The organism is Pseudomonas sp. RV120224-01b (assembly GCF_003208145.1).
Taxonomy (GTDB): Bacteria; Pseudomonadota; Gammaproteobacteria; order Pseudomonadales; family Pseudomonadaceae; genus Aquipseudomonas; species Aquipseudomonas monteilii.
Genome location: NZ_QKMQ01000007.1, coordinates 180,720 through 203,039 on the forward strand (window position 1 = coordinate 180,720; position 22,320 = coordinate 203,039).

At 60.9% G+C, this 22,320-nt stretch carries 17 protein-coding genes and 2 pseudogenes; 4 read left to right on the forward strand and 15 right to left on the reverse strand.

The features are described from left to right. Positions 1 to 60: 60 nt before the first annotated feature. The 6 genes from N436_RS13565 to N436_RS13590 all read right to left on the reverse strand — a co-directional run bounded on the left by N436_RS13565 (position 61) and on the right by N436_RS13590 (position 6,294). Positions 61 to 372 carry a DUF3325 family protein gene (locus N436_RS13565; RefSeq protein ID WP_110741286.1) on the reverse strand — a complete coding sequence of 104 codons (312 nt, stop codon included), beginning with the start codon at positions 370 to 372 and terminating at the stop codon, positions 61 to 63. Further along, on the reverse strand, positions 365 to 1,912 hold the full coding sequence (locus N436_RS13570) for a PepSY domain-containing protein (RefSeq protein ID WP_110741287.1): 1,548 nt from the start codon (positions 1,910 to 1,912) through the stop codon (positions 365 to 367). The genes N436_RS13565 and N436_RS13570 overlap by 8 nt, the downstream gene beginning before the upstream one ends. Beyond that, a complete protein-coding gene (locus N436_RS13575; protein WP_110741288.1) occupies positions 1,912 to 2,220 on the reverse strand; it encodes a hypothetical protein in 309 nt (102 codons plus the stop codon). Before N436_RS13575 ends, N436_RS13570 begins: the two co-directional genes overlap by 1 nt. Before the next feature lie 108 nt (positions 2,221 to 2,328). Continuing rightward, positions 2,329 to 4,746 (reverse strand): TonB-dependent receptor, encoded by a 2,418-nt coding sequence (locus N436_RS13580; protein WP_256589956.1) that lies wholly within the window; start codon positions 4,744 to 4,746, stop codon positions 2,329 to 2,331. A gap of 82 nt (positions 4,747 to 4,828) precedes the next feature. After that, positions 4,829 to 5,791, reverse strand: a complete 963-nt coding sequence (locus tag N436_RS13585; protein WP_110741289.1) for a FecR domain-containing protein — start codon at positions 5,789 to 5,791, stop codon at positions 4,829 to 4,831. Then, positions 5,788 to 6,294 carry a sigma-70 family RNA polymerase sigma factor gene (locus N436_RS13590; RefSeq protein ID WP_256589957.1) on the reverse strand — a complete coding sequence of 169 codons (507 nt, stop codon included), beginning with the start codon at positions 6,292 to 6,294 and terminating at the stop codon, positions 5,788 to 5,790. Before N436_RS13590 ends, N436_RS13585 begins: the two co-directional genes overlap by 4 nt. A gap of 130 nt (positions 6,295 to 6,424) precedes the next feature. On the opposite strand from N436_RS13590, the pseudogene N436_RS13595 reads away from it, so the two are divergent. After that, a pseudogene (locus N436_RS13595) lies at positions 6,425 to 6,670 on the forward strand (transposase); the annotation flags it as partial. 26 nt (positions 6,671 to 6,696) lie between these two features. On the opposite strand, the gene N436_RS13600 reads toward N436_RS13595, so the two are convergent. The 3 genes from N436_RS13600 to N436_RS13610 all read right to left on the reverse strand — a co-directional run bounded on the left by N436_RS13600 (position 6,697) and on the right by N436_RS13610 (position 10,891). Beyond that, the gene (locus N436_RS13600; RefSeq protein WP_110741290.1) at positions 6,697 to 8,109 is read right to left on the reverse strand and encodes an amino acid permease; all 1,413 of its coding nucleotides are present in this window, start codon (positions 8,107 to 8,109) and stop codon (positions 6,697 to 6,699) included. Between the two features lie 296 nt (positions 8,110 to 8,405). Further along, on the reverse strand, positions 8,406 to 9,713 hold the full coding sequence (hisD, locus tag N436_RS13605; protein WP_110741291.1) for a histidinol dehydrogenase: 1,308 nt from the start codon (positions 9,711 to 9,713) through the stop codon (positions 8,406 to 8,408). A gap of 359 nt (positions 9,714 to 10,072) precedes the next feature. Then, positions 10,073 to 10,891, reverse strand: a complete 819-nt coding sequence (locus N436_RS13610; RefSeq protein ID WP_110741292.1) for a helix-turn-helix transcriptional regulator — start codon at positions 10,889 to 10,891, stop codon at positions 10,073 to 10,075. A gap of 246 nt (positions 10,892 to 11,137) precedes the next feature. On the opposite strand from N436_RS13610, the gene N436_RS13615 reads away from it, so the two are divergent. Both N436_RS13615 and N436_RS28745 read left to right on the forward strand, forming a co-directional pair. Next, complete coding sequence (locus N436_RS13615; protein WP_110741293.1) at positions 11,138 to 11,455, forward strand: type II toxin-antitoxin system PrlF family antitoxin; 318 nt, start codon at positions 11,138 to 11,140, stop codon at positions 11,453 to 11,455. Next, positions 11,455 to 11,915: pseudogene (locus tag N436_RS28745) on the forward strand (type II toxin-antitoxin system YhaV family toxin). Before N436_RS13615 ends, N436_RS28745 begins: the two are co-directional and overlap by 1 nt. A 304-nt stretch (positions 11,916 to 12,219) precedes the next feature. On the opposite strand, the gene N436_RS13625 reads toward N436_RS28745, so the two are convergent. Beyond that, positions 12,220 to 13,419, reverse strand: a complete 1,200-nt coding sequence (locus N436_RS13625) for a CdaR family transcriptional regulator (RefSeq protein ID WP_110741294.1) — start codon at positions 13,417 to 13,419, stop codon at positions 12,220 to 12,222. A 292-nt stretch (positions 13,420 to 13,711) separates the two neighbouring features. Between N436_RS13625 and N436_RS13630 the strand changes: the two genes are divergently transcribed. Next, a complete protein-coding gene (locus N436_RS13630; protein ID WP_110741295.1) occupies positions 13,712 to 14,581 on the forward strand; it encodes a phytanoyl-CoA dioxygenase family protein in 870 nt (289 codons plus the stop codon). A gap of 116 nt (positions 14,582 to 14,697) precedes the next feature. Here N436_RS13630 and N436_RS13635 read toward each other — a convergent pair whose 3' ends face one another. The 5 genes from N436_RS13635 to N436_RS13655 all read right to left on the reverse strand — a co-directional run bounded on the left by N436_RS13635 (position 14,698) and on the right by N436_RS13655 (position 22,312). Continuing rightward, a complete protein-coding gene (locus N436_RS13635) occupies positions 14,698 to 15,660 on the reverse strand; it encodes a YCF48-related protein (protein ID WP_110741296.1) in 963 nt (320 codons plus the stop codon). A gap of 10 nt (positions 15,661 to 15,670) precedes the next feature. Beyond that, complete coding sequence (locus N436_RS13640; RefSeq protein WP_110741297.1) at positions 15,671 to 18,085, reverse strand: RND family transporter; 2,415 nt, start codon at positions 18,083 to 18,085, stop codon at positions 15,671 to 15,673. Positions 18,086 to 18,093: 8 nt separating this feature from the next. Beyond that, positions 18,094 to 19,740 (reverse strand): DUF1302 domain-containing protein, encoded by a 1,647-nt coding sequence (locus tag N436_RS13645; protein WP_371920909.1) that lies wholly within the window; start codon positions 19,738 to 19,740, stop codon positions 18,094 to 18,096. A 24-nt stretch (positions 19,741 to 19,764) separates the two neighbouring features. Further along, positions 19,765 to 21,186: a DUF1329 domain-containing protein gene (locus N436_RS13650; RefSeq protein ID WP_110741299.1), complete on the reverse strand. Its 1,422-nt coding sequence runs from the start codon at positions 21,184 to 21,186 to the stop codon at positions 19,765 to 19,767. Positions 21,187 to 21,649: 463 nt separating this feature from the next. Then, positions 21,650 to 22,312, reverse strand: a complete 663-nt coding sequence (locus N436_RS13655) for a hypothetical protein (protein ID WP_110741300.1) — start codon at positions 22,310 to 22,312, stop codon at positions 21,650 to 21,652. Positions 22,313 to 22,320 lie beyond the last annotated feature (8 nt).

A 22,320-nucleotide genomic window follows, 5' to 3' on the forward strand; every position in this document is an offset into this window, starting at 1 on the left:
GCACGCCAGCGCCTGCCCCTCGTCTGCCCGTTCACTGAGTTAACGCCCCCGCGGTTGGGCTCAGCGACAAAAGCACCGGCCCAACCGGCGCAACCAAGCCTTACGCCAGCACAACATCAGGCTCACGCCGAGCCCGCAGGGCACCTGGGCCAGTACCCAGAACAACGTTCCCATAGCCACCCCCAGACCGGCATGCCCCACCAGCCATGCCAAGCTTGATGCCAGCAGCGCTGACAGGCGCAGAGCGCGTATACCGGGAAGCGCTCGCGGCGGCATCACCCGCTGCCAATGCCCGGCCTGACTCAGGGCCAGCAACGCCAGGCCCAGAGTCTGCAAACCCAACACCACCCCGCTCGTCAGCCACTCAGGCATCCTTGACCTCCACCAAATTGTGCCCTCCCGCAGCGCGCCGTCGCAGGCGCAAGCCCAAGCTGCCAGCAAGCAATGCGCTGGCCAGCAGTGCCAGATCGACACCGGCCACCGACCACAAACCCTGGCTGAGCGCCCGGCACGGATGATCTCCCGTGCTCCAGGCGTTCGACAGCACGGCCAACAGCGCCAGCGCACTGATCGCCAGGCACTGCGCTGCCCAAGGCGCCCGGGCCTGCGCGCAACGGCCAATCGCCCACAGCGCGTGCATCCCGGCCAGCAGCCAGGCGGCGAAGAAAATCCACACCTCCCAGTCGGCACGCCCTCTCAAGGTCAACGGCAAACAGCGGTTCGCTACCAGCATGGCCAGCGTGGCCAGGGGCATGCCGGTGATCAGCGCGCTGCACAGCAGGGCCATAGCCATCGCGCCCCTGTCCCGGACAGGCTGCTGCAGGCGACGCTTGGCCAGCCAGTACAACAGGCCGCTGGCAAGCATCACGCATCCACTAAGTCCTGCGAAAAAGTACAAGGCGCGCAAGCCCGGCTGATGGAAGTGCGCCACGTGCAGCCCGGCCAGCACATCCAGGGCCGCAGCTGTGGGGGGCAGCCGCGACGCATGTAGCAGCCGTCCGTTGGCGCCCTCGAAGTACAGGGTCTGCCCGTCCAGGCTCACGCGATCAGCCAGGCTGCGACTGACCTCTACATAGGCATTGGCGTCGCCTGGGTGCCAGACCCTGACGAACGCAGGCTCACCACCGCCCCACTGCTGCCGGGCCTGGGCCAACATGCCGTCCAGCGAAGCCAATGGCCCCGGGGTGCCCGCCGCCGGGCGACTGTAAGCGGCGTTGGCTTGCACCGCGAACTGCCCGGCCTGACCGGGATACAGCGCATCGATGGCCGCCGGCAGGTACAGCGGGAACAGGATCAGCAGGCCGCTCAGCAGGATCAGCGCATGAAACGGCAAGGCGAGCACGCCGGTCAGGTTGTGCAGGTCGAGCAACCGGCGGGGGGCCTTGTCGGCCCTCAAGGTGAACAGGTCCTGGAACAGCCGCGCATGGATGTACACGCCGGCGATCAGGGCGATCAGCCCGACCATCGCGGCCAGGCCCAACAGCCGGGCACCGAGGCTCCAGGCATTGATATTGAGTGTGTAATGAAGACGGTAGAAAAAGTCGCCGCCTCGGCTGCCGGCAGCGGCCAGCACGCCGTCGCTGCCAGGCAGCAGAAAGCGGCTGAAGCCTTCGCGCTCGATGCTCCAGGCCTGAAAGCGCAGCAGTGGGCGGCGCGCGTCGGGCAACTCGACATACCACTGCTGCAACACCCTGCCCTCACTCAGGCCGGCAACCCGCGGCAGCACCTGCTGGTCCAGCGACAGCGGCGCGGGTACCGGCGCCACCCGCAGCGCCGGTAGCATCCAGCTGTCCAGCTCGCGGTCGTACAACGCCAGGCTGCCCATGAAAAACGCGATCAGCAACAGCGCGGAAAACCCCAGGCCCAGCACCCGGTGCGCCCACAGCATGGCCTGGCGGACACTGTCAAACATCAGCCAGCCTCTGCCAGCACACGCAACGCGGCCAGCATTGCCAGCGACACGCCGCCCAGCCACAGGCTGTTGAGCACCCGCCGACGGACGCACAACAACCACAGCACCAGTGGCGGATAGAGCACGAAGGCCGCGATCGAACTGCTTAGCACCGCCTCACTGGGCGCTTGCCCAAGCCATGCCAAGGCCAGCGCAGCCAGGGCGCTGAGTGGCCAGATCAACAGGTAGGCCAGCAGCAAGGCCAGCAGTAGCCACAACGCGCGCTGTCGGCTCCGTGCGCCTGCCTTGCGTGACGCCGGTTGCTTCACCCTGTTCTCCTTGTTCCTTCGCGGCGATTCGACGCCTCAAAAAGTTCGCCCCCGCAACGACTCCGCGGAATGAGCGGTCATCTGTGGCGGCGCCGCTGCTTTCGCGCGTCAGAACTTGGCGCGCAAGGTCAGCGATACCGCGCGGGGGTCACCAAAGATGTTCCCGTCCTGGAAGGTATTGATGCGCTGGTAGTACTTCTTGTCGGTCAGGTTGGTAGCCAGCAGGTCCGCCGACAGGTGCTCGTTGATCTGGTAGCCGATACCCGCGTCGTACAGCGCGTAGCCACTCTGTTGTAGTTTGGTGCCGTCCATGCCTATGCCGGGAACGTAGAGCTTGTTGTAGGTTTCGCTGACGACGCTCACGCCGCCCTGCACACTCCACTTCTCAAGGTCGCCGGGCAGCTTGTACAGGCTCCAGACCCGCAGCATGTTTTTCGGCAAGTAAGTCTGCAACTGCTCGTTGGGGCTGTCGTAGCGCTTGTAGGTGTGGGTGAAGTTGGCGGTCAGGAACCAGTCAGGCGTCATCTGCCCGCTCACTTCCATCTCGTAGCCACGGGTGCGCGCCTTGCCACCGCCGACCACGGCCCGCGAGTTCGGGTCGTTCATGTCGGGGATGGCGCGGTTCTCTTCCTCGATCTGGAAGGCCGCCAGCGAGGCGTTCACCGCACCGTCGAGGAACTCACCCTTGATGCCGAATTCATGCTGCTTGCCTTCGATCGGCGCGATTATGCTGTTGTTGATGTCCAGGTTGCTGACAGGCTGCGGGTTGAACACCTCGGCGTAGTTGGCGTACAGCGAGTAGCTGTCGTTCAGCTCGTAGATCAGCCCGTAGAACGGGGTGAACTTCTGCGACTCGCTCTGACTGGCCTTCTCCGACGGCGAACCGGCTTCGGGCTGGTGCTGGCTGCGATGCATGTCGAGCCAGGTGACACGGCCGCCAAGCACCAAGGTCAAGGGGTCGGCCAAGCTGATGCGCATGTTGCCGTAGACCGCCTTGGCGCGGGTGTTGGCGACGTTGGTCGGCAGGCGGTCGTCGTTAGGGAACGCCGGGTAGCCGAAGTTGGGCTGCGGGTCGTAGAGGTCCACATCACCGAGGAAGCTGGAGAAGTAGCCACCGTTGGAGGAGAACTCCGAACGCGAGTAATTGGTCCCCACCAACAGTTTGTGTTCACGACCGAACAGGCTGAACGGGCCGTCGGCGTACAGGTCGACCTCGTCCTGTTTCTCGCGGTAGTCGAACATGATCGAGTTCATCGACACCTGGTTGTCGGCCGGGTCGATGCCGCCGCCATTGCGGGCGTAAGCCTGGGTCAGGTCGTAGTTGTTGTCGGCGTGGCGCACCGCCAGCTTGGTCTTCCAGCCGCCACCGAGCTGATGCTCGAGCTCGGTGAACATCGAAGTGCTCCAGAAGTAGTCACGGTTCCAGTTGGCGCCGTAGAAGTTCTTGCGCGAGACGTCCGGCAGCGACATGGCAGCCTCGCCAGCTGCGTTGGTGTAGCGAAACGCAGGCAGCGAACGCTGGGCGCCACGGATATCGGTGTTCTGGTTGCTGGCACCGATAGTCCAGACGGTGTCCGGGGTCAGGTCGATGTCGACAATGCCATAGGCCTGGTTCGACTCACGCTTGCCGCTGCCATCGTAGGGGAAGGCCTGGTTGTGCTGGCTGAGTACCAAGCGGCCACGGATGTTGCCGGCCTCGGTCAGCGGGCCGGTGACGTCGAGCATGCCGCGGTAGTTGTCCCAGGAGCCGGCGCTGACTTCGGCCGATACCGCCGCGTCGGCCAACGGGCGTTTGCGTATCAGGTTGATGCTGCCGCCCGCACCGCCGGCACCGGTCAGGCTGCCGGATGGCCCCTTGAGCACCTCGACGCGGTCGTACATGGTCAGGTCCGGCGACAGGAAGATCCGATTGTCCATGGTGGTCGGTGTGCCATCCAGCTGCAGCGAGGTGACCTCGAAGCCACGCGAGAAGAAGCTCAGACGGCTGGCATCGATTCGTTGCACGGTCACTCCGCCTACTTCACCCAGCGCATCCTCGAGGGTATAGAGGTTCTGTTTCTGGATCCGCTCCTGGCCGATCACGTTGATCGTCTGCGGTACTTCCCGCAGACGCAGCGCAACCTTGGTACCCACTGAAAAGGTCGGCGCGCTGGTCTGCATGCCGATGATCGACATCGCCGGCAGCTCCAGCTGCGCGCCGTCCTGCGCCACCGGCAGCAAGTTCCAACTACCGCTCGGCGTCACCTCCAAACGCAGCCCACTCCCCAGCAGCGCCTGATCCATCGCCTGCTGCGTGGTCATCTGGCCGCGTACCGGCTGGGCAGTCTTGCCCTCGATAAGCGCGGGTGATACCGAGAGCACGTTGCCGGTCTCCCGGGCGATACGGGTCAGGGTGCTGCCCAATGGCGCGGCGGGCAGGTCGAAGGTGTGGCTGACCTGTTCGTTCTGGGCGACGGCTTGCCAGGACAGGCCGGCAAGGGCAATGGCGGCAGCCAGGGCATGGGGGCGGAGCGAAGGATGGGGCATGGGGTGTCGGCTCGTCTGAGTGATCGTTCATAGTCAGGACACCCGAGATCCGGAACCCCCTCATCGCGCTGCAAGAAAATCGTTATTTCACATCGATCCGGGTCAGCCAGAAGCCCAGGGTGTCGACCCGGATCGGCAGCGTCTCGCTCAGAGACGCCAAGGTGCGCTCGATGTCGTCCACAAGGAAGGTACCGAACACCCGGACCTGCGCAGCTTGCGGGCTGATGCGCAGCAGGCCGCCGTAATAAGGGCGCAGGGCATCCACCAACTCGCCCAAGGGTTCGTCCTGGGCTTCGATCCGTCCCTGTACCCAGTCAGCGCGAGTACGCATCGACGGCGCCACTGCCACGCTGCCGCGCCGGTCGAAGGCGAACGCCTGGCCCGCCTCCACCCGCCGGGCGCTGCCGTCGGCGGTGCTTAGCAGCACACTATGCTGCTGGACCGATACCAGGCAGCGCTCAGACTCCTGGCGCACCATGAAGCGGGTTCCCAACGCGCGCACCTCGCCATGGGCGGTGGCGACAATCAGCGGCCGTACCCGATCAGGCTCCACCTGCACCTGCAGTTCACCCGCGCGCAGCACTACCCGGCGCTGCTGGGCGTCGAAGCGGATATCGGCGGCACTGCGGGCGTTTAGGCTCAGACGGCTGCCATCGGCGAGCAGCAGGGTCTTGCGCTCGCCGGTGGCGGTGTGGGCATCGGTCAGCAGGTCGGCCACCGGGGTCAGGCGGTTGAGCACACTGACGCCACCGGCCCCCAGCAGCAACAGTGCCAAGCCCTTGCCCAGCAAGTTTCGCCGCGAAGGATTGGGCAGCGCGCGCAAGGCTCGGCTGGCCACCTGTACCTGGCCGGGCAGTCCCTGCAGGTCGACCAGCGCGGTCTCTAGCACAGTGTTAACCCGCTGCCACGCCAGCCGATGCTCGGCGCAGCGCTGGTGCCATAGCTCGAACGCCTGATGCGCAGGGTCGCTGGCCGGCAGGTGCTCCAGACGCAGCATCCAGTCGATGGCATCGTGCAGCGCCTGTTCAGGGGGTTGGCAGGTCATGCGCCGACGACACTCAGGCAATGCAGGAAGGCGCGGCGCAGGTCGCGCTCCACGGTGGCGAGGGAAATGCCCAGTTGCCGGGCGATCTGCGGCTGCGCCAGGCCATCCAGGCGGCTGAGAATGAAGACATGGCGCACCCGAAGCGGCAGGCCCTGCAACATCTGGTCGATCTGGACCAGCGCCTCGTACACCAGCGCAAGTTCTTCCTCGGAGGGCGCACAGGCCTCCAGCAAGTTGGCCAACTCTTCCAGATACGCCCTTTCCAGCGCCCGACGACGAAACAGGTTGCTCAGCAGACGGCGTGCGACAGTGGCGAGGAATGCGCGCGGTTCCTCGATGGTGACCGGCGGCGGTGCTCTCATGACCCGCAGGAAGGTGTCCTGGGCCAAGTCCGCGGCATCGTGCGGGCATTGCAGGCGGCGATAGAGCCAGCTCATCAGCCAACGATGGTTGGTGCCGTACAGCTCAGAGAACGCATCTTTGACGGGTTGGGAATCTGCCACGACGACACCGCACTAATGATATTTCTTCTCATTATTATCTTTACTACAAGCTTTATACAACCAGCGCTTTTACCCACCCGGCATGCTTTGGAATCCTAGGCGACTTCGACTCGCAGTTTCCGGCCATCGCCTCATGCGCCGCGGTTTGCGGGGCGTGAAGCTGGTCATTTCCGACGTACTTGAAGGCCTCAAGGCGGCTGTATCCAAGGTTTTCAATGTGACTTGGCAGAGTTGCCGCGTGCACTTCATGCGCAACGCCATGGCTCACGTTGGCAAAGGTCAGCGCACCATGGTGGCGGCGCTTTTGCGCACGGTCTTCGCTCAGGACAGCATCACCCCCATGAAGGCTGCAGCGTGTCAACTAAACAAGCCCGCGCACTAGCGCAGGCTTGTTAATCACTCTCAAAGGGCAGTGGTGGAGATGTTTCGAGATCTCGCTTGTGACAGCTGTGGCTGCTTCAGCTGCAGCCAAACACCAATGGCTACAACTATTGCAGTGAGTCCAAATGTCGCGATCAGCTCAGAGCGCTGCCCTGGGAAGGCAGCCATGACCCCGAAAATCGCCAGGATCAAAATGATGGTAAAGATTGTGAGGTATGGGAACAGCCACATCTTCACCCCGAGTTTTTCGCCCGCGGCGATCAACTTTTTCCTCATCACCAGCTGAGTAAGCGCGATTACCAAGTACATGATCAATGCAATAGCGCCGCTCGTAGCGAGCAGGAAAGTGAACACTTGCTTGGGGAGAGCGTAGTTGGCAGCAAGGGCGAGGCAGGCCACAACGGTTGTCAGTCCAATCGCAGTAAATGGGACACCTTTGGGGCTGGTGACAGCAACAGATTGCGGAGCATCACCGCGCCTGGCCAACGAGTAGCACATACGTGAAGCGGTATAGATTGCGGAATTCAGGCAACTGACCACCGCAACGAGCACCACGACGCTCATGATCTGGGAAGCAGCCGGTATGTTCATCGCCGCCAGCACTGCCTGGTACGAACCTTTTGCCAGATCAGGACCGTTCCATGGCACAAGGCACACGACAACAGTGATGGAGCCCAAGTAGAACAGCGCCAATCTCCATACAACCGAGCGGATGGCTCTCTTGATATTTTTCTTTGGATTCTCGGACTCCGCCGCCGCAATGGTTACGACTTCACTGCCCATGAAACTGAACATTGCCGTTAGCAGCGCTGCTACGATCGCAACGTACCCTTGAGGGGCGAACCCACCATTGGAGTAAAGGTTATGAATACCACTGGTGGAGGAGCCAGGTAGCATGCCAAAGATTGCCAGCACGCCTAAGCCAATGAATGACATGATCGCAACGACCTTGACCAAGGCCAGCCAGTATTCGATTTCACCATAATTGCCTACGCTTAAGCAGTTACTAGCCACTAGCGCGAAAGTAATTGCGAAGGCGGCAATCCAAGGTGAGATCCCGAGCCATCCGGCCAAGATTTCTCCCGCTACGATTGCTTCAATCGCGATGACCAGGACGTAGAACCACCAGTAGAGCCAGCCGATAGAAAAGCCGGCCCAGCGACCAAGCCCTTGATCGGCATATGACGAAAATGAACCTGTGTCCGGCCTGGCAGTTGCCATCTCCCCTAGCATTTGCATCACCAGGACAACAAGCGTCGCTGCAAGGAGGTAAGACACAATTACCGCAGGGCCTGCAATTGCGATTGCGTTTGATGAGCCCACGAAAAGCCCAGCGCCAATCACGCCCGCGATGGAGATCATGGCAACTTGTCGAGACTTCAGCCCGTGCCCAAGTTGCCCGACGGCTTGAGTGCTATTCGATACACCGTCCATCCGTTTCACCTCAATATAGGGATTTATTTTTATAGTGTCAGACCGGGCAGCTGAGGAGCGTTAACTTCATGACTACTCGGCATGGATTTAAACCGTCCTGCCATGCGCATCAACCAGACGAACCCATGCCAGAAGATGTTTTAACCTTCCTTGACTTGAACCCGGCAAGTTTGGCCGAGCGTTTCCTTGGTCAGTTATCGATCAGATGCAAAGTCTGTTTTGTGTGCCAATGAATTGGCCTTTCCTATACACAAAGGGGCCGAAGTATTCGCTTCGCCCCCTTCGCTTACTTTCCGTTACAGCGCAGGCGCGCCGAACGGTACCTCTTTCTTGCCGTACCGGCGGACGCGAATGTTGGCTTGCTCAGCATGGCCAACGAACCCTTCCATCAGGCACAGGCGGGAGCAGTATTCACCAATAAGCGCCGACGCTTCGTCGGTAAGTACACGCTGATAGGTACAGGTCTTGATGTACTTGCCGACCCACAGGCCGCCAGTGTAACGAGCGGCTTTATTGGTTGGCAGGGTATGGTTTGTACCAATCACCTTGTCGCCATATGAAACATTGGTGCGGGCGCCCACGAACAGGGCACCATAGTTTTCCAGGTTCTTGACGAAATAATCGTCATCACGGGTCATGATCTGGACGTGTTCAGACGCATACTCGTCCGAGAACTTGACCATTTCTTCGTAGGATTCACAGAGGATGATTTCACCGAAGTTCTCCCATGCTTCCGAAGCAATGGCAGAGGTCGGCAGCAACTCCAGAAGGCGTGCGATTTCCTTTAGCGTGTCCTCGGCCAGTTCGCGGGATGTCGTCAGCATGACGGCAGGAGAATCCTTGCCGTGCTCCGCTTGGCCCAGCAGGTCGGTCGCACACAGCTCACCGTCAACGCTGTCATCAGTAATCAGCAACGTTTCAGTCGGGCCGGCGAAGAGGTCGATGCCCACACGACCGAACAACTGACGCTTGGCCTCAGCCACATAGGCGTTGCCTGGGCCCACGATGATATCCACCGGGTCGATGTTTTGGGTGCCGATAGCCATTGCGCCTACAGCCTGGATTCCGCCAAGGCAGTAGATCGAGTCTGCTCCTGCCAGGTATTGGGCAGCCACGATGTAGGGCGCCGGCTTACCCTGGAAAGGAGGAGCAGCCGTCGTGATGTTGCGAACACCTGCCGACTTGGCGGTGACGATCGACATGTGAGCGGAGGCCAGCAGAGGATACTTGCCACCCGGGACGTAGCAGCCGGCAGCGCTGACCGGAATATGCTTGTGGCCCAACACCACACCGGGAATGGTCTCAATTTCGCAATCGAGCATCGAGGCGCGTTGAGCATCAGCAAAGCGACGTACTTGAGCTTGAGCAAAGAGAATATCGTCGCGCTCTCTATCAGTCAGTTTGTTCATGCACTCCTGAATCTCCGCTGGGCTCAGCCGGTAATCAGTGCGATCCCAGCCATCGAATTGAATCGACAGCTCGCGAACAGCGGCATCACCGCGCTTCTCAATGTCCAGGAGAATGCGGGAGACGTCCGACTTTACCTTGTCATTGGCGGCTACTTGCTGTTCCGTAGGTTTCGCCTTTTTGATCCACTCAGCCATCACTTCACCTTTCTTGTAGGTAGCAGTACCCCTGGCGTCTCACCTAAAAGCGACGCCCGGTTACGCTTTAAAATTTCTTGAGAAAAACGCCTTATCACATCGCCTTGGCTGACCAAGCCAAAGCGAGCCGGTGACATATCGCTCGCTGGTACGGGCATGGAAACCGGCTCGACGGGCAGTGCCGTGAAGCATCACAACCGGAGGTCATGATCTGCCTGCCGATAAAATTACGGCCTGAGCTACTGCGTCACAATTTCTCAAGAGCACGAAATATGACGCAATGTGACGCACATCGAAAGCTGACTGAGCCGAGCACAACTGGAGTCTTCAGGTCGCGCACAGAAGTGACGGATGCGGGGCTAGATCCGGGCGGAATCGATGAATGAATTGTCCGTATCGAGGTAGGTGATCACTTCGCGAGGGATGGAAGGGTCGGACGGGGACAGCACTGTCGCCCTTTTGATGTGTGACTTGCGGATCAGGCCTTTGCCGACATAGGCCATCGCGACCTTCGCCGCAACCGGTTGGCGCATCATCGTCGCCGCTACGCCGCTTATCACGCCAAAGATGAATTTGTTGGAATTGCGGCTCACGGAGGCTAGGTTGCTGAAGGTGAGTTCATTGCGCTGGATCGTTTCGAAATCGATGGCGAAGATTCGGCCCGCCACAGGGAAGCACAAGCCATGGTATTTGAAATGGTAATCCATCTTCCCCGTACCATCAGCGCTGGGGAAACGTTCTACGTAGTAGTGCATGAGGCTTCCCTCGTGCTCATAGATGCAGAAGATCGAGCGAACGATTTGCCCCGTGTAAATCGATGAGTAATGGTAGCGCTCGTACACACCCACGATACTGCTGGGGGCGGGGCTGGCGGCGCTGCTCACCTCGTTGATGAAACTGACCATTTTCGGCGCCTGGATCAAGCTGCGGAAAAGATGGAAATGGCTACCGTCAATGATCGTCCTGAAGTCAGCAGGCGCGGAAAACAAAACCTCGGTGGACAGGCCAAAATGATTGGCAATCGTCCTGAGATTCCCCTTGGAAGGGACATGACTCCCTGCCAAGTACTTGTTGAACTGTTGCCGGTTGATTCCAACCTTCCTGCAAAACTCAGAGACCGATCCGCCCTGCTCACATAGCGTGCGAAGATTTTCAGAAAGATGATTCGATGAATCCATGGCGGTTGTCTCAGCAGTGGATAGCAGCCGGTGAGCAGCGGGTTGGCGAGAGGTGTGCATCGCTTAGTGCGTCAGATTGAGAATCTACAGCATATATCCGCGACGCACTAATACCCCTCCTGCTCGGGGCTGATGCAATGGGCGCACCCCTGGGTCCGGAGAAGTGGCATAACTCTTCGTAGAGCCGAGACTGACCGAGTAAGGATTATTCCTTACCATCTATTCAATGCATCCGGGAGAACGCTCATGCCTGCCATCCACGAAATCGCCACCCTGACCTCAAAAGGACAGGTAACGCTACCCAAATCCGTTCGCCAGCTACTGGGCATTGACACAGGTGGCAAGATTGCATTCGACGTACGCGGGGGTGAAATCGTGATCAGCCGCGTAGAGACCACTCACGAAGACCCTGCCATCGGTGCATCCCTGGGTTTGCTGGAGGCTGATATCCGAGGCGGCCGCAACCTTACCACTCTGCCGGAAGACCTGGCGCAAACCATGCTCGCCAACGCGAACCGGCCTGTAAACCTGGACGAAGATATCGACGGTGAGGTCGCGCTCTGATGCTGCGACATGGCTGGACACAGTTGTTCCTGAAGGTGTGACGTTACAGCTACGCAAATTGCAAGAAGCCGCCGCCCGAGCCGAGCAGAACGACCCGCAAGGTTTTGAAAGCAACGCCAACGTCAAGCTGTTTCGAGCATTGTGCCATCTGATCATGGAGGCTGTGCCTGCCGACCCGGGCCGTGATGAGTTCCGCCAAGGCAACACGCTGGGCACCGCCTACCGACATTAGCGGCAGGCAAAGATCGGTAGGCGCTTTCGGCTGTTCTTTCGCTAAGACTCAAGATCCAAGGTCATCGTCTATGCATGGGTCAACGACGAAAATACCCTACCGTCCGCAGGCAGCAAATCCGATCCCTACGCCGTATTCGAAAGAATGCTGGGCCACGGCAACCCTCCTGATGACTGGGATACGCTGACGGCAGCGACGCGTAGCGACTGGGACGAGCCCAAAGCGTAAGCAGCACGCTTTGGCGAGTGATAGCACGTTCAACACCGCGCCTCAGTGCGTCCACTATCGTCCACTCGGAACCACTGCTAAAGGGGGTACTTCTGGGGGTACAAATTGAATTTCTCACTCGTAACTTGTTGATTAGCATGGTTGCCCAAATGTTCTTCGGCAGCGACGAAAACATGTAAGAACTACAACGTGGGCGCATTCGAGCGGAGCCAGTTGACGCATGCTCATGGCAAATCACTAGGTATTTAACTGCTCGAATTCTGGTTCCTGGCCCGCAGCCCCGACTCTGAACGTGCTTTGACAACTATTTCTCGTCGTCTGCAAATGGGGTATTCCAGATCACCAGCTCGAGTGCGGCAGCGATCTGGATGCGATGGTCGCCAAACGGGATAGGCAGCAAGTCCTGGGCGCGCTCCAGCCGGCGTAGCAAGGTATTGCGATGGGTACCCAGCACCTCGGCGGTCTGGGTGATGTTGCAGCCATTGGCCAGGAAGGCGTGTAACGAATGCTGAAGCACCGTGGGCTCGGTCGCCAAGCGCCCCAGCGTGCTCAAGACGAACTGCCTGGCCGCGCGGGCATCCTGGGTCAGCAGCGACACCATCCTCACCTGATCGATCGTGGCAACGGCGGGTGAGCCCGCCAAACGGCCCATCAACCGCTGGGTGGTCAAGGCTTCCAGGTGCGAGCGCCGGAAGCCATTCATCCCCGCACCCGCCGAACCGATTGCCGCGCGTATCTTCGGAAATTGCCGGGCGACGCCCTGCAGCAGGTTCAGGTCCAGCGGCTTTGCCGCATTGCTCCAGGCCCAGAGGGTCGCAGGGCCCGCGAATACAATCAGAGGCGCTACCGTGCCCGTGAGCTGCGCCAGGGCACGCGCCATATCCTCCAAGGGGCGAATCTCGGCGTCCGGGGTTTCGCTCCAGACGAGGTAGGCATGATGCCTCTGAGCCAGGCTGTAGCCCAGTCGCCTGCCGAACTGCTCCGTGTCCACATCCCTGCCATCGAGCAGCCGGCTGACCAGGCTGCGTTTATCGATAGGGTCGTCATGGGCCTGGGCGCTTTTTTCTTCGAGGATGATCTGCGTCACCACGCGCATGTTGCTGTCGATGAATTCCGAGATCGACCGCGACGAGACCTCCAGGAACTCCTCGAGCACCGCGGGATCCTGCGTCAGGCTGAAGGCCATCTTCATCCACAGGTCCCAAGCTGCGTTCTGTGTCGACCTTGCAACATTCATCAGCAGTTCGGACAACCCCCTGCGGGCGAGCTCCCTGGCCGTGTCCACCATGTCAGCGGACACATAGGGCTCCACCGGCTCCCCAGGGCGCTGCAGGTTGGCATTCGCCCAGTGCAGCAACTCTGCCCGGTTGGCGCGCCGGCACGCCGCGAGGATGACCGGGTCCTCCAGCAACCTGGCATCTTCGGGCGAAGAGAACAGTGACTGGTTCAGGCGCTCGACCCACTCGGGTGGCAGCGCCTGAGCGAGTTCGGCGCCTTTGCGCATGAGCTCGCGAACGGTTTCCGAAGGGCGTGGCCAGGGTGATGGCGTGCTAGTCATGGGCGGTGCAAATCACTCAAAAATCTGCTGGAAAATGGTGCAGTTCGTACCTTGGCGCAGGGTTAGTGGAAACCTAGCATGAACTCACTGCCTGAACAAAAAATACAAGGAGGCACCGTGACGCTCCATGTCCCTTTTTTGGGTTTAGCGCAGTGGCAAGCAGGCCTGTTTCCTGATGCCCGTTGATCAAACGTCAACCCGCCTGCGCAACCGTTCCTTTCAATCTGGAGTGTTCTCAATGTCAGCCTCTCGCGACGCCACGCCAAGCCTGCCCGTGGTAACCCGCTCGACTTCCGCGCAAGAGATTGCGCTGCTGAGCGACCAAGCAGGTGCGGTGATCATCCGCAACTTCATGACCCCTGAACAAGTCGTACGGATCAACAACGAACTCGACGCCCCCCTGGCCGCGCTCGATGCCGGCTCCAGGCACGAGCACGAGCTGATCGCCGAGTTCCATGGCCATCAGACCAAACGGCTCACCAACCTCGTCACCCACAGCAAGACCTTTCGTGAGGAAGTCCTCGATGACGACCTCTTTCACGAACTGGGAAGCGTGCTATACGCCCCGGAGTGCGGTGACTGGTGGTTGACCACGGCACAGTTGATCGAAATCGGCCCAGGCAACAAAGCGCAAATGCTGCACCGTGACATGATGCAGTACCAACCGTTCGTGGCCATGAACAAACATGCGCCACGCGCCATCACCAACCTCATGCTGGCGCTGACCGATTTCACCGAGGAAAACGGCGCCACGCGCTTGATCCCCGGGAGCCAGGACTGGGATGACTTCGACGATGTCGGCACCCCCGAGATGACGATCCCCGCACTGTTGAAAGCCGGAGATGCCGTGCTGTTCGGCGGCAAGGTCGTTCACGGTGGCGGGGCCAACGTGACCACTGACTATTACCGTCGCGGGCTGACCATCCCGATGCAGGCTTCGATCATCACACCTGAAGAAGCCTACCCGTTGATCGTGCCGCTCGAGCTGGTGCGCACGCTTTCTCCGCGGGTACAGAAGATCCTCGGTTTCCGCTCCCAATACCCCAATGGCAGCCCTGGCCTTTGGCAACATAACTACGCAGACCTGGCGGATTACCTTCAGCTCTAGCGTCCAGCGTTGACTTGCCTGGGCCTGAAGGTGCCACGACCACCCAATCGCCCAGGCAAGGAAACAGGCCAGGCATCGGTTTGTGATGCCTGGCCTCTGAGCGAGTGGCCAACCCTTCACTCCTGGTAGGGCATTACCCCTCGGCGTGAAAACAATACAGGTACGCCTTCGGCGTTGAACAACGCCGCCGTCAGTGAAAGGCCATCAACGGTCTGTGTTTCCTGGAAACTGTGCCCGCCATCGCTGCTCTGCACGCTCAGCCCATCCAGCCCGACCGCCAGCACACGAGAGCCGGCTACCGCTACGCAAGTGACGGAGCCCTTGCTTTGCGTTGGCACTCGGCGAAAGCCCTTGCCGTCCGCTGAACCCTGCAACAGGGTGCCGCGCTGGCCACCCAGCAGCAGACGTCCATCGGCCAGTACCGCGCCTGACCACAGGGTGCCTTCGTAGCCAGTATCCAGGTAACGCCAGTTTTTACCCTGGTCCTCGGAATGCAGTACCTGCCCATGCTCGGCCGTGGCGTACAGCGTGCCGCGGCTGTCGGCAAACAGCCCCATCAGGTTGAAGTCGGCTCGCTTGGCCCCCGGCGGGGCCTGAAGCGGCTGCTCGGACCACGTCTGGCCCCCATCCTCGGTAGTCAGCACCAACGACCAGAGGCCTACTGCAACACCCTGCCGGGCATTGAAGAAGTGCACCGCGAACAGTGGCCGGTCTTCTTCGGTGGCCAGGCGCTGGACCTGCCAAGACTCCCCGCCATCGGTGGTGGCCAGGATCGCGCCCCAGTGGCCAACCGCCCACCCGCGCTTGGCATCCACGAAAGAAACGCCCGTCAACGGTGTGGACAGCGGTACCGACCTCGCCTGGTGCCACTGCAGGCCCTGATCGTCGGACAACAACACGACACCGTGGTCGCCCACGGCCACCATGCGCTCCCCCGCCCAGCCGGCGGCCAGCATGGTGGCCTGCCTGGCATTGGTCGCCTGTACGGCCGGCACGGCCTGCAACGGAGCGGCCTGAAGAGACATCAGCGGCAATGATGCTGCGAGCAAGGCCGCGGTGAATGAAACCCTGAACTTCATGCTTCTCTCCTCAGTGCACCAGCGCGCCGATCATGCGCACAGGGCGCTTACGTGGGAATACCCGCTCCAGCCAGACGGCGAAGGCCGGTAGCACGGTCATGGCCATGACCATGTTGACGATGAACATGAAGGCCAGCAACTTGCCCATGTCGGCCTGGAACTTGAGGTCCGAGAACGCCCAGATAGCCACGCCCACCGCCAGGGTGATGGCAGTGAAGATCGTCGCAACGCCCACCTCTAGCAATGCGTGCTCGACCGCTTTGGTGATCGACTGGCCGTGGGCCAGGTGCAGTTGCAGCCGGTTGTAGATGTAGAAGGCGTAGTCGACCCCAATGCCCACGGCCAACACCATCACCGGCAAGGTGGCAATGGTCAGGCCGATCTGCAGTTCCTTCATGAACCAGTAGCCGATGAAGGTGCCGATGGTCAAAGGCAGGCAACAAACCAGCACCGCCCGCAGGTCGCGGTAGACGGCGAACACCAGCAGCGCGATCGCGGCATAGACGTAGAGCAGCATGGGAGTTTCGCTCTTCTCCACTTCTTCGTTGATAGCGGCCAGAACGCCGGCGTTGCCCGAAGCGAGGCGGATCGTAATGCCAGGCAGCGGATACTCGCTGCGGAACGCCTTGGCGGCCGCAACCACCCTGTTGATGGTCGTGGCCTTGTGGTCGGCCAGGTACAGGTGCACGGCGGACATGCTGCAGTCGGTGCGCACCAGCCCGGGCGTGCGCGCCACCTCGGTGGCCAGCGCGGCATAGTTCATCGGTTCGATGGGCACCGCGGCCATCTTGGGATTGCCCTCGTTGTACCCCTCGTTGAACTGACGCATGTTGCTGGAGAACGAAGCCACCGACAGCACACCGGGCACGCCCTGCATGGCCCAGACGAAGCGATCCTGGTACTGCCCCGCCGCCACATCCTCGCAGGCCGCCACCCCGCCTTCGCCAGCCCCCCCCTGGTGGGCTTCGAAAACCACGCTGAGCCAGTCCAGGCCGATGTCATAGTTGCTGGCGATGGAGACGGCATCGCGATTGAAGCGCGAGTCCTCACGCAACTCCGGGGCCCCCGCCTGCAACGAGCCGACGACCCGGTCATGGCTTTGCCAGATCGCCATCAGGAACACCACCAGGGCCACGCCAAGCACCCACTGTGCGTTACGCCACTCGGCGAGCCGGGACAGGCCGCGCAGCCAGCGGGTACGCCGCTGGCGGGAAACTTCCTGGGCCGCCGCATAGCGATCGTCGACCCGCAGCGTGGACGCCAGCAACGGCAGCATCAGCAGGTTGGTGATGATCTTGAACGCCACGCCCAGCGAGGCCGTAATGGCCAGCTCCCGCACCATCGGGATCGGGATCAGCAGCAGCGTCACGAACGACACCAGCGCGGTCACCAAGGCCAGTGTTCCCGGGATCAGCAAGCCGGTGAAACTCGAACGCGCCGCCGCTTCGGCGCTCTTGCCGACCGCGATCTCGCGGACGATGAAGTTGATCTGCTGCACACCATGGGACACCCCGATGGCGAACACCAGGAAGGGCACCAGCACCGCCAACGGATCGAGGCCGTAGCCCAGCAAGCGCAGGCTGCCGAACTGCCAGACCAGCGAGGCCAGCGAACACACCAGCGCCAGCAGCGTGAAACGCAGCGAGTGGCAATACCAATAGACGGCAGCGGCGGTCAGCAACAGTGCCAGCAAACAGAACTCCAGCACGGCTGAAGCGCCCTCGGCGATGTCGCCGATCTGCTTGGCAAAACCGATGATCTGGATCTCGTAGTCACCATCCTCGAACTGCTGACGGATCTCTTGCTCCAGCCGATGGTTGAACGCGACATAGTCCAGGTGAGTGCCATCGGCCTCGTACTCATTGAGCTCCGCCGTGATCATCGCGCTGCGTTGGTCACGGGACACCAGTGTGCCGACGAAGCCCCCCTGCGCCGTGGAGCTGGCGATCTTCGCGATGACCTCATCGTTCAAGTGCTCGGGAGAAACCGTTCCCGGCACCAGCGGGTCGGCGCGAAAGCCTTCCTCGGTGATCTCGTTGACGAAGGCATTGGGCGTCCACAACGAACGCACACTGCTGCGGGAAACCCCGGGCAGGAAACTGATCGCCTGGGTCACGTCATACAGCCGCTTCAGGCCTGGAGCACTCCAGATATCGCCTGTGCGCGACCTGACCACGAGGGTCAGGCGGTTGGCACCCATCAGGTCATTGCGGTACGTCTCGAATGTGTCGATGTATTCATGGCCGACCGGCAGCTGTTTTTCGAAGCCGGCATCCATGCGTAGCTGCACGGCGAACCACGCCATGACCAGGGTGAACACGGCCAGGCTCGCCAGCACCAGCCGACGATGCCCGAACAGGACACGCTCGACGCGTGGCAGCACGCCACGCGCCTGGATTTCAGTGAGTTTCACGGAACCGTTCACGGCAGGCCTCACAAGGTGCGGGAGATCGCGACGCCGATATAATCGCGGTCACGGTACAGCTGGTCGTAAGGCGTATCGCCGCCCATGAACTTGGCGTAGTTGAGGGAAATCTGCCAACTGGCCGGGTTGCGCACGAAGTTCAGGTACAGGTTCATGCTGCTCGCACCTTCGGTAAAGGTGGCCGTGAGGTTAGGCGTGCGCCCGCCCAGCGACCGTGCGTAGAAGATGCCCGGAGTGACCTGCCAGCCCGGCAACAGCGTGCCGTCGTAGGTCATGCTGAGGTCCAGGTTGATGCCCGATGAAGTCTTGTCGCCACGGGACTTGGGCGCGGTTGCAGGGTCCAGTTGCCAGGTATTGAGCCCCGCAGCCAGTGGTTCGCCATTCACTTCGTCATGCAGCCCCGGGTACCGGATGACCACCAGCTCGGTCAGCAAGGTGCCCGAGCTGGCCCCGGTGAAATCGAGCAGCGTCGGCGAGTTGGACGGTGTGAAGCTGTAAAGGCCGGTCAGGTGCCACTGGAACTTCTTCTCGTCCTTCCAGCATTTGCCGCCATTGCTCGCACACAGGTCGACGACCGGGTTGAGCATGACCGAGTCCTTCGGCCGGTACGAAAGCTCCGTCCCCACCGCCCAGTCGCCGATCGGCATGTTGGCGCTGATGCCGTACATCATCCGGTCTTCCTGGTAGCGCCAGGTCGGTGCTGCTGCGAAGGTGTCCGGGTCAAGAATGTCCACCCGCAGCGACGGCAACTTGTCGTGATAGCGCATCACGTAGAAGCCATAGTTGACGTCGCTATCCTCCGGTTGCCAACGCAGCGAAAGCCCCCACTGGCCGCTGTCCTTGGCCTTGTTCTCAGAGTACCCGTAGTCTCCCCTGCCCTTGCCGAGGCCGTTGGTGGTGGACCAGTAGCTGCCCACCGGCGGCAGCTCGCTCTTGTTCCAGCGGAACTGGTAGTAGGCCTCGACATTGACCCCGGCGCCCAGGCCCGAGGCAACACTGAGCATCGGTGCCGGCAGCACGGCCTCCTTGAGTTGCACGCCGGGGCGCGCCAGGGCCTGATAGTCGTAGGCGTTGGTGTTGTTGATACCACCTGCCACGAACAGGCTCTCGCCCCAGTTGATCACCTGGTTGCCCAGGCGCGCCCGAACCCGCTGCCCGCCCACATCGAAGCCCTTGCTCACCCACAGGTCCAGCAGCCGCGCCTTGAAGGCGAGGTCGTCACGGGCGTCGTCGCTGAGGCCGTTGCTGCCGACGCTCTCAGGGGTGTTGAACGACAGCGTGCCGGTGGTATCGGTGGCGGCGAAGTCGCGGATCCAGGTGCCACGCGCCATGAAGGTGACGTCCTCGGGCATCTTCAGCAGCAGCTCGTGGGTACCCTTGAGGTAGTTGGTGAACATATCGCCGCGGTCGTAGTTCAGGTCGCCCTGGTCCGCCACGCCCGAGCTCTGCGCCAGGCAGCCGGAGGGCACGTTGTGCCCGGTCGCCCCCTGGTTGATCAGGTTGCAGCCGCGCGACTCGGTACGCAGGCCCATGCCTGCGGTGATGGTGGAGTCGAACGAGCCGTGCAGGGTTTCGGTTTCGAAGGTGAACCCCATTGCCAGGGGAGTCATGCACGCAATAGCAAGGCCTGAAGCTTTTGTGATTGTTGTTTTCATATCGGCGCTCGGGAAGGTGAAGGATCAACGTTCGCTGATGGCTCGCAGGTTGTCGGAGGTAAAGAAATCGCGTTTCAGGCGTGGGCTGCTGCCTTCCTCGGTGAGCCAGCGGATATCGTTCTTGCCCGCGCCGATCGAGGTCATGTCGAACAGGTAACGGCCATCGATCAGGTTGTACTGGACCTGCGCCTGCACATCACAGGCACCGGTCTCGTACACCGGGATCGAGAAGCCTTCACGCACCTTCCAGATCTGCCCTTGCTTGTCGTAGTCAACGGCCAGCAGCGGGTTCCAGCTGTCCTCGTCGATGTAGAACATGCGCTTGGGGGCCTGGTGGCGCATGCCTTGGCGCACGTTCGCCTCGACCACCCAGACGCGGTGCAGTTCGTAGCGGCGCGACTGCGGCGCGATCGAATCGTTGCCGGCGAACGCCTCTACCTTGGCGGCGGTGTCATAGGCACCGAAGGCGTTGTACGGCACCAGCAGTTCCTGCTTGCCGACCAGCTTCCAGTCGAAGCGGTCCATGGTGCCGAAGAACACGTTCGCCTCATCGACGGTGTACTGGTTATCCAGCCCGATCTGCGGCGCGTCGTAGGAGTACGATGGCATGCGCCGCACCCGCCGCTGGCCGGGGAAGTAGTAGAAGGTCGTGGCCTGCTCACCGGCCACGGCCGTCTGCACCGCCGACTGGCCGGCCAGCGCGGCGGGCTCCAGGTAATTGAAGAAGGTGGCGTTTTCCAGGCGGCCGACGGACGAGAACAGCGCACTGCCCTTCTTGCCCCAAGGCGTATAGAAGAAGGTGTCGGTGGATTGGCGCAACCACTCCCCGCCCTTGCGCGGCGAAATGCCCGAGATGGTTTTCGGGATTTCGACGCCGACGCCGCGGTAACGCATCTTCATGTTCCACATCACCTCTGCACCGGTCGTGGGCAGGGGGAACGGGATGCCCGGCACATGGGCTTCTTCGAGGGCAACGCCGCTGGCGTCGAGCTTGGCGAAGCCAACGTTCTGCCGGGTGTTCTCAGCCACGAAGTTCGGCGCATCACAGGTACGGCGGGTCGGGAAGACATCCATGCGATAGCCCGGAATCTTCTTGAACAGCTCAAGCTGGGCGGGCGACAGCTTGCTCGCGTATTGCGCCACATTGCTCGAATCGATGCTGTACAGAGGCTTGTCGCCCTTGAACTTCCAATACGCCCCGCGCACCTGGCCGTAGCTCCAGCCCGCCCCCTGCGGCCCTGGCGCAGCCCAGGCCGGAATATCCCCGCTTGAACTGGCAGCGCTCTCGCCCCCCAGCGGCGTCAACTTCGCGCCCAGCGCCTCGGCCCCCTGGGGCGCAGCCTGTACCGAACAGATCGCGGTCGAGGCCGCAAGGGTAACCAGCAGCTGCCTGAAAATACGGCGGGCGGATACGACACCTTCCGACCGTGCAGTGACTTCTTTCATTGGAGGATCCTCAAACAAAGGGCTTGGACCGGCTGCTCGACCCTTCGGTGGAAAGATCGGCGCCTGCTACATCCTGATCACGCGACATGATCACTTGACCATGTCGCATGATCAACACGCAAGCCACATGCCAGAATGCCTGAAAGGTGGATTACATGAGATAAATCAGCTGGTTGGAATTATTTATCGGTTAATACGCGACTGGCGCCTGCACCTTACTGGGAAGTAAGGAAACATGTGTTACCAAAAGATGCTTTTTAATAGTGCGCCAAGTGAACAACTCGCCACTTATCGCGCCGAAACTAATATACCTTTCGCTTATTCAACCCCATTATCATCACGAATGATTCGCCCATAAAAAACCGCCCCTGAGGGCGGTAAAAAAGCAGGCTTTCGCCCGCCATGGAGTAATAACAGCTATAAAGCAAATCATCCCACCAGCAATTGAGCCCCACCCCACAACTTAGCTGGGATTGAGCACGGCATGCGAGGACACTTTCCTTGAACGCTGAAGTGCCCCATAGGCATAAAACAACTGCACAATCGAATAGGACCAGGTCAGGAAGGCACAGGTCATGAAGATCATCTTCGTGTCATCGCCTGGAATTGGGAAGAAGTCGTACCGCAGCGCGATCGTCAGCCCCGCCACCCCTCCCAGCAAGGTGGCCAGCGCGTGCAGAGACTCGCCGGCACGTACCAGCCGCCAGATAAAGTAAACCAGGAACAACGTGTAGAACGACCACGTCAAGATATAGAAATAGGGCAGCCACTCTTTAAAACCCGTCGACAGGTAGTAAAAAGCCGTCGCCACAAAAGCGGCCAAAAACAAGATCACGTCCTTCGCCGGTGACGGTTTGTAGTTGTGCGTCACGGCCATCAACCCGAGCATTGCAATAACCGGCACGCCGACCCCGCGGGAAAACGCATCCAGAAAAATGGCGACATTATAATTAGCTTGCCACCCCGTAGCGATGAACGTCGTAAAGTTTGTCGCGGAAATACCTACAATCAAAAACTCCACACCCAGCAGGTAATTCTTACGCCGAATAAATGCAACGCCATAACCCAAGCCACTCACCACCAGCAGCACGCAAGCGATCAACGCAAATAAATCTATGAGTTCCACGATAACAG